The organism is Kitasatospora sp. NPDC048296 (genome assembly GCF_043201815.1).
In the GTDB taxonomy this organism is placed as follows: domain Bacteria; phylum Actinomycetota; class Actinomycetes; order Streptomycetales; family Streptomycetaceae; genus Kitasatospora.
Genome location: NZ_JBICZB010000145.1, coordinates 1 through 5291 on the forward strand (window position 1 = coordinate 1; position 5291 = coordinate 5291).

The window sequence follows — 5291 nt, forward strand, 5'->3', positions numbered from 1 at the left end:
CGGCCACACCACCGACCTCACCACCCTCCTCAAGGACGGCGAAAAGGTCACGCTCCCCACCTACGCCTTCCAGCACCAGCACTACTGGCTCACCCCCAGCCCCACCACCGCCGACGTCTCCTCCGCCGGCCTCACCACCACCACCCACCCCCTCCTCGGCGCCGTCGTCGAACTCCCCGACACCGACAGCCTCCTGCTCACGGGCCGACTCTCCCTCACCACCCACCCGTGGCTGGCCGACCACGCCGTCAACGGCACCGTCATCCTCCCCGGCACCGCCTTCGTCGAACTCGCCACCACCGCCGCGGACCACGCCGGATGCACCCTCCTGGAAGAGCTCACCCTCCAGGCCCCGCTCGTCCTCCCCACCCAAGGCGCCGTCCGCCTCCAGGTCACCGTGAACGGCCCCGACGACACCGGACGCCGCACGGTCACGATCCACTCCCGGCCGGACACCGACACCACCAGCGCCATCTGGACCACCCACGCCACCGGCACCCTCTCCAGCGACGCCCCCACCACCGCCCCGGCCGACCTCACCGCCTGGCCCCCCGCCGGTGCCACCCCCATCGACCTCACCGACCTCTACCCCGCCCTCGACCGGGCCGGCTACGGCTACGGCCCCGCCTTCCAGGGCCTCCGCACCGCCTGGCGCCACGCCGACGACGTCTACGCCGAGGTCGCCCTCCCCGAGGAACACCGCGCCCAGGCCGCCGACTTCAACATCCACCCCGCCCTCCTCGACGCCGCCCTCCACGCCGTCGGCCTGACCAGGACCGGCTCCTCCGGCGACGGGGACGGCTCGTCGGCACCGGTCCTTCCGTTCGCCTGGGAAGCAGTCAGTGTTCATGCGGTCGGGGCAACCTCACTGCGGGTCAGGCTCAGCCGGACCGGCGCCGAGACCCTCACGCTCGCCTTCGCGGACGGAACCGGAGCACCGCTCGCCACCGTCGAATCCCTGGCACTCCGCGCGATCTCGGCCGAGCAGCTGTCCGCCGCCCGCAATACCGTCCACGACGCCCTGTTCCAAATCGACTGGGTAGCTGCTGGTTTGGGCTCCGATTACCGGAATGCGACTCCGCCCGAGAAGCGGTTCGTTCTCGTCGGACCCGACACCATCGGGGTCGAGAAGGTATTGGACTCCTTCGGCATCAAGGTGGAGAACTATGCCGACCTGTCACTCCTCTCGGAGCGAATCGCCTCTGGAATGACGGTTCCTGACATAGTGTTCGCGACCTGCGCAACTCCCCTTTCAGAAGACACGCCGGGCGAGGCGCACGCCATAACGCGCGAAGTCCTGACTCTGATACAGTCCTGGCTGATCGATGACCAGTTCGCCTCTTCGCAGCTCGCCTTCATCACTCGGCACGCTATCTCCACAAATCCGAGCGAGGACGCTTCCGCGCTCGCCGTGGCTCCGGCCTGGGGACTGATTCGCTCCGCACAGTCGGAAAACCCCGGACGATTCGCCGTGATCGACGTGGACGATGCCGAGGAATCCTGCGCGACCCTGCTCCACGGGGCGGCCTGGGCAAAGACAACGGGGGAAGGACAACTGGCCGTGCGTTGCGGGCAGATCACCGTGCCGCGACTCAGCCGGGTCGTGGTACGCACCGGGACGGAAGAAGACCCGGAGCCGAACGGTTTCGGCACCGGCACCGTGCTGATCACCGGCGCGACGGGGACCCTCGGGGCCCTGGTCGCACGCCACTTGGTCGGCCGGCACGGCGTTCGCCGCCTCCTGCTGGTCAGCCGCAGCGGATCCGGGGCCCCGGGCGCCGGCGAGCTCGCGGCCGAACTCGCCGGTCAGGGCGCCGAGGTGACGGTCGCTGCCTGCGACGCCGCCGACCGCGACGCCCTCGCCGCCCTGCTGGCGACCGTCCCGGCCGAGCACCCGCTGTCGGCGGTCATCCACACGGCCGGCGTCCTGGACGACGGCGTGGTCACGTCGATGACCCCGGAGAGGCTCGCCGCGGTCCTCCGCCCGAAGGTCGACGCCGCGTTCCACCTGCACGACCTCACCAAGGACGCGGACCTCTCCGCCTTCGTCATGTTCTCCTCGGCGGCGGCGACCTTCGGTAGCGCCGGCCAGGGCAACTACGCCGCGGCCAACGTCTTCCAGGACGTCCTCGCCCAGCACCGCCGGGCCAAGGGCCTGCCCGCCCTCTCGCTCGGCTGGGGCTTCTGGGCCCAGGCCAGCGGCATGACGGCCCAGCTCACCGAGGCCGACGTCCGACGGATGGCACGCGGCGGGATGATCCCCCTCCTCAACGAGGAAGGGCTCGCCCTGCTCGACGCCGCCCGGGGCGTGGACCGGCCGATCCTCCTGCCGATGAAGTTCGAGAACTCGGCGTTGCGGACCACCCTCGACCCGGTCGACATCCCGCCGATGATGCGGGGGTTGGTCCGATCGCCTGCCCGGCGTGCGGCCGAGGCCGGGGGCGGCGGCGGAACGGCGCTCAAGGAGCGCCTGGCCTCGCTCCCGGAGTCCCAGTGGGACGCGGTGGTCCTCGACCTGGTCAGGTCGACGGCCGCGGCCGTCCTCGGCCACTCCTCCGCGGAGGCGATCGACCCGGACCGCGGGTTCCTCGAGGTCGGTTTCGACTCGCTCACCGCCGTCGAGCTGCGCAACCGTCTCAACGCTGCCAGCGGCCTGCGCCTGCCGGCCACGCTCGTCTTCGACTACCCCACCCCCGCCGCCCTTGCCGGGCACCTCCGCAAGGAGACCCAGGTGGACGCCACGGCCGCCCCGGCCGGGGTTGTCCTCAAGACGCTCGACAAGGAACTCGACCGTCTCGAGACCACCCTGGAGGCTGCGGCCGAGGACGACGACACGCGCATGGAGATCGTCCTGCGCCTGAAGGCGTTCCTGAACAGGCTGAACGGCAGCCAGGGCACCGCCGACGGCGACCCCTACGAATCCGGTCTCGACGACGCGACGGACGACGAGCTCTTCGAAGCCCTCCAGCGCGAGCTCGGGAAGTCCTGAACCCATGTACGCGATATTCCTGCTAGTCCTTGAGGGGCTGACCACGCATGTCGAATGAGGAAAAGCTCCGTTCGTTTCTCAAGCTGGCCACCACTGATCTGCGCCAGACTCGACGCCGCCTCCAGGAGCTCGAGGACAAGGAGACCGAGCCCATCGCCGTCGTGGGCGTGGGCTGCCGCTTCCCGGGCGGCGTCCGCTCGCCCGAGGACCTGTGGCAGCTGGTCTCCGACGGCAGGGACGCGGTCTCGGACTTCCCCGCCGACCGCGGCTGGGACGTGGAGACCCTCTACAACCCGGACCCGGAACAGCCCGGCACGTCCTACGTGAAGGAAGGCGGATTCCTCTACGGGGCCGCCGACTTCGACCCCGGCTTCTTCGAGATCTCGCCGCGTGAGGCGCTGGCGATGGACCCGCAGCAGCGCCTGCTGCTGGAGACCTCGTGGGAAGCCTTCGAGCACGCCGGCATCACGCCGGACAGCGTCCGCGGCAGCCGGGCCGGCGTCTTCGCCGGCGTCATGTACTCGGACTACGTGTCCCGGCTCAAGGTCGCTCCGGAGGGCTTCGAGGGCTACCTCGGCAACGGGAGCGCCGGCAGCGTCGCCTCCGGCCGGATCGCCTACACCCTCGGGCTGGAGGGCCCGGCGGTGACGGTCGACACCGCGTGCTCCTCGTCGCTGGTGGCCCTGCACCTCGCGGTGCAGGCCCTGCGCAACGGCGAGTGCGACCTCGCCCTCGCCGGCGGCGTCACCGTCATGTCGTCGCCCATGGCCTTCGTGGAGTTCAGCCGCCAGCGCGGTCTCGCCACGAACGGCCGCTGCAAGTCGTTCGCCGCGGCGGCGGACGGCGCCGGCTGGTCCGAGGGCGTCGGCATGCTGCTCGTCGAGCGGCTCTCCGACGCCCAGCGCAACGGCCACCAGGTGCTCGCCGTCGTCCGGGGCAGTGCGGTCAACCAGGACGGTGCCAGCAGTGGGCTCACCGCCCCCAACGGGCCGGCGCAGCAGCGCGTGATCCGCCAGGCCCTGGCCAACGCCCGCCTGACCGCAACTCAGGTCGACGCGGTCGAGGCGCACGGCACCGGCACCCGCCTGGGTGACCCCATCGAGGCCCAGGCCCTGATCGCCACCTACGGGCAGAGCCGGGACGAGGAGCGTCCGCTGCTGCTCGGCTCGTTGAAGTCCAACATCGGCCACACCCAGGGTGCCGCGGGTGTCGGCGGTGTGATCAAGATGGTCATGGCGATGCGCAACGGCGTGCTGCCCAAGACCCTGCACGTCGACGAGCCCACCCCGCAGGTGGACTGGTCGGCGGGTGCGGTCGAGCTGCTGACCGAGGCCACCGCCTGGCCCGAGACGGGCGAGCCGCGCCGTGCCGCGGTGTCCGCGTTCGGTGTCAGTGGCACCAACGCGCACGTCATCCTCGAACAGGCCCCCACCCCCGAGACCACGGAGGAGGACACCGAGCCCTCCGTTGCGGCTGCCGCCGACAGCGCCAAGGCCCCGGACGTGTTCCCGTGGCTGCTCTCGGCGCGTAGTGCCGAGAGCCTGAAGTCCCAGGCCCAGCGGCTGCTGGAGCACGTCGAGGCGGATGCCGAGCTGTCCCCGGTGGACGTGGCGTTCTCGCTCGCGACGACGCGTTCAATGTTCGAGCACCGGGCCGGTGTGGTCGCCTCCGACCGGGACGGGTTCCTGGACGGGCTGCGCGCCCTGGCCGAGGGCCGGGAGGCCGTCGGTGTCACCACCGGCCAGGCCCGCCGCGGCAAGCTGGCGGTGCTGTTCTCCGGCCAGGGCTCCCAGCGTCCGGGGATGGGCCGTGAGCTCTACGACACCTTCCCCGTCTTCGCCGCCGCGTTCGACGAGGTCAGCGCCGAACTCGACCGCCACCTGGAACGGCCGCTGCGCGAGGTCGTGTTCGCCGAGCCCGGCACGGAGAGTGCCGCACTGCTGGACCAGACCGCCTACACCCAGGCCGCACTCTTCGCCCACGAGGTCGCCTGCTACCGCCTCACCGAATCCTTCGGCATACGCCCCGACTACCTCACCGGCCACTCCATCGGGGAACTCACCGCCGCCCACCTCGCCGGCCTGTGGACCCTCGCCGACGCGGCCACCCTCGTCGCCGCGCGAGGGCGTCTGATGCAGGCCCTCCCCACCGACGGCGCCATGATCGCCGTCCAGGCCAGCGAGAACGAGATCCTCCCCCACCTCGACGGCAAGGCCGATCAGGCCTCCATCGCCGCGATCAACGGCCCCACCAGCCTGGTCCTGTCCGGCGACGACGCCACCGTCACCGCCATCGCCGACAC

The 5291-nt window shown here is 71.2% G+C and carries 2 protein-coding genes; both read left to right on the forward strand.

Features of this window, described 5'->3' with window-relative positions:
- On the forward strand, positions 1–2989 hold a 2989-nt coding region (locus ACGF12_RS37750; RefSeq protein WP_393040928.1), incomplete at its 5' end, for an SDR family NAD(P)-dependent oxidoreductase.
- Positions 2990–3036: 47 nt separating this feature from the next.
- Positions 3037–5291 (forward strand): type I polyketide synthase (locus tag ACGF12_RS37755; protein WP_393040930.1); only part of this gene is annotated, 2255 nt, incomplete at its 3' end.